Annotated in this window: 3 protein-coding genes; 2 read left to right on the top strand and 1 reads right to left on the bottom strand. The window is 69.4% G+C overall.

The genetic code is table 11. The annotated features are described in order from the left end of the window. On the bottom strand, positions 1 to 797 hold a 797-nt coding region (locus NQ160_RS22650), incomplete at its 3' end, for an SDR family NAD(P)-dependent oxidoreductase (protein WP_257517283.1). A 51-nt stretch (positions 798 to 848) separates the two neighbouring features. On the opposite strand from NQ160_RS22650, the gene NQ160_RS22645 reads away from it, so the two are divergent. After that, complete coding sequence (locus tag NQ160_RS22645) at positions 849 to 1,415, top strand: TetR family transcriptional regulator (protein WP_257517282.1); 567 nt, start codon at positions 849 to 851, stop codon at positions 1,413 to 1,415. A 73-nt stretch (positions 1,416 to 1,488) separates the two neighbouring features. Next, a partial coding sequence (locus tag NQ160_RS22640) for an APC family permease (protein ID WP_257517281.1) occupies positions 1,489 to 2,237 on the top strand: 749 nt, incomplete at its 3' end.

The following is a 2,237-nucleotide window of genomic DNA, read 5'->3' as shown; positions in this document are numbered from 1 at the left end:
ACCACCGCGTGCTTCGACGCGGTGTAGGCCGCTCCGGCCGCCGAGCCGCGCAGGGCCGCCTCGGATGCGGTGTTGACGATCGAGCCGCCGCCCTGGGCGAGCATGGCGGGGATGACCGCCCGCGTGAGCTTCATCGTGCCGGTCACGTTGATGGCCATGACGCGGTCCCAGACGGCGTCGGTGACCTCGCCGATGGGGGTCATGTCGTCCATGATCCCGGCGACGTTCGCCAATGCGTCGATGGTGTCGCCCGCGGCCTCGACGATGCGGGCGATGCCGGCGTCGTCGGTGATGTCGGCGACGACGGTGACGATGTCGGCGCCCGGGTACTCGCCGGTGAACTCGGCGAGGCGCTCCTCGCTGACGTCGACGGCCACGACGCGGCCGCCTTCACGGGCGACCCGAGAGGCCGTGGCGCGACCGATGCCGGAGCCCGCCCCGGTGACGATCACGGTCTTTCCGGTGAAGCGGCCCTGGTCGATGCGCTCGGTCCATTCGCGCAGCGGCACGGCCGGGGTCGTGTCGGCGTCTGCCCCATCCGCGACGGCGGGTGCGGGCGCGACGCCCTCGGGCACCTCGCCGGCGGCGGCACGACGCACCAGCTCATCGAGCATCTCCTGCGTGAACGAGCCCCGGCTGAGCTTGATGAGCCGCTTGATGGCGAGGCGCTTCACGGGCTTGAACACCTCGGGGCTCTGCCCGTTCTGGGCGAGCATGTGGGTGAGGATGGCGTTGCCGGCCGGGTCGGCCAGCCAGTCGGCGATCGCAGAGTCGCCGGTGAGCGGGGTGGTGCCCATGATGAGGTCCTTTCGTACCGGACAAAACTGTCCGGTAGTAACGTTATACGAGTGGATGAGGCAGTGGAAGGGCAGCGGAAGGCCAACCGCGGGCCGGCTGCGGGGCCGGAGAACCGGCAAGCGCTGCTGCGCGCGGCGCGTGAGCTGTTCACCGAGGTGGGGGTGTCCGTGCCGTTCTCAGCCATCGCCAAGCGCGCCGGCGTGGGCCAGGGGAGCCTGTATCGACACTTCCCCGACCGCACCGCGCTGGCGGCGGCGCTGTTCGAGGAGAACGTCGAGGCGATCGAGGCGCACACCGCACCCGCCGATCGGACGATCGACGACCTCTTCGACGTCATCGTCGACCAGGCGCTGGTCTCGACGGCGCTCATCGACCTGACCGTCCGCAACCGCCACGACCCGCACGTGATGGCGCTCGGCCTGCGCTTCCGCGACGTCGTCGAGCGCCTGCTCACCCGCGAGCGGGAGGCGGGCCACGTCGGCTCGCACGTCGAGACCGCCGACGTGATGCTGGCGGTGGGGATGCTGGCCGGTGAGCTGGCCCGTACCGACGAGACCGACCGCGCTGCCGTCGCCGCGCGCGCCCGAAAGCAGTTCCGTCGCGCTTTCGCAAGCTGAAAAACCAGATCACGGCCGCGCCTTACACTGCCTGAGGCTCGGCCCGACCGGCCCGAGGAGTGGAGAACGAAAAGTGGCAGAGATCCGTGAAGCACACCAGTCGCAGGACAAACTCAGGCGGGGGATAACCGGGCCACTGCTGTTCGTCTTCATCCTGGGAGACGTGCTGGGTGCGGGCATCTACGCGCTCATGGGCGTGCTGTCGGCCGAGGTCGGCGACGCGCTGTGGGCACCGCTGCTCGTTGCGCTGGTTCTGGCCCTGCTGACGGCCGGTTCCTACGCGGAGCTGGTCACCAAGTACCCACGGGCGGGCGGCGCGGCGGTGTTCGCGGAACGCGCGTTCAAGATGAAGTGGCTGTCATTCCTGGTCGGGTTCAGCATGCTCGCCGCGGGGGTCGTGAGCGCGGCGGGACTGGCGCTGGCCTTCGCCGGGGATTACCTGACCTCGTTCATCGATGTGCCCCCCACTCTGGCGGCGATCGTCTTCCTGGCGCTCATCGCGGCGCTGAACGCCCGCGGCATCCGCGAATCGATGCGCACCAACATGGTGATGACGTGCATCGAGCTCAGTGGACTCGTGATCGTGATCGTCGCCGTGGCGATCATGATGGGCTCCGGCGGGGGAGACGTCTCGCGTGTCGGCCAGTTCCCGACCGACACCTCGCCTGCCATCGCGGTGCTCGGCGGGGCGATCATCGCCTACTACTCGTTCGTGGGGTTCGAGACCTCGGCGAACATCATCGAGGAGGTCACCGCCCCCTCGCGCGTGTACCCCCGGGCGCTGTTCGGCTCCCTCATCGTCGCGGGAATCGTGTACGTGCT

It is taken from the genome of Microbacterium sp. zg.Y909, from assembly GCF_024626565.1.
The sequence above is the reverse complement of the archived record's forward strand: the minus strand, read 5'-3'. Positions and strand labels throughout refer to the sequence as shown.